Raw genomic sequence first — 537 nt, 5'->3', positions numbered from 1 at the left:
CTAATCGCTTGAAAGATCTGCCGAATCTGAGATTGGCTACAGAAAGAATGCTTAAGAAAGCGGGTATTGATTCTGTTGCTCAACTTGAAGAAGAAGGCGCACTAAGTGCTTATAAAGCGATCAGAGACACGCACTCCACCACAGTTAGCCTTGAGCTACTTTGGGCCTTAGAAGGTGTTATTAACGGCACACACTGGAGTGTAGTTCCCCAGTCTCGTCGTGAAGAATTAATGAATGGCCTTTCGTAACAGAAGTCTGCTCTAATCTATCGACTAAAACCGCAGTGCGAACTGCGGTTTTTTTATGAAATTTTTTTAGCTCCCCTCGTGTCTACTCCTTTGTAAATCCCAAAACACCCGTATCTTCAGCGCCACGACTTAATTTCGATAACGAGATTGTTAAAACAACATTCAGTATGAATACTATAAGCGGTAGCCTAGATATAGAAACGGAGCACACATGAATAAAAAACTTATCTTTGGACTGATACTTGTTGCCACCATTCTTTTGTTAGGCGCTCATTTTGGTCAATATCTA

1 protein-coding gene is annotated in these 537 nt (G+C 41.3%); it reads left to right on the top strand.

Features of this window, described 5'->3' with window-relative positions; all coding sequences use genetic code 11:
- The coding region (locus R7Q46_RS29810; RefSeq protein WP_318078671.1) for a TfoX/Sxy family protein at positions 1–248 on the top strand (248 nt) is incomplete at its 5' end.
- Positions 249–537: the final 289 nt, after the last annotated feature.

Source organism: Vibrio sp. 811, assembly GCF_033339195.1.
The sequence above is the reverse complement of the archived record's forward strand: the minus strand, read 5'-3'. Positions and strand labels throughout refer to the sequence as shown.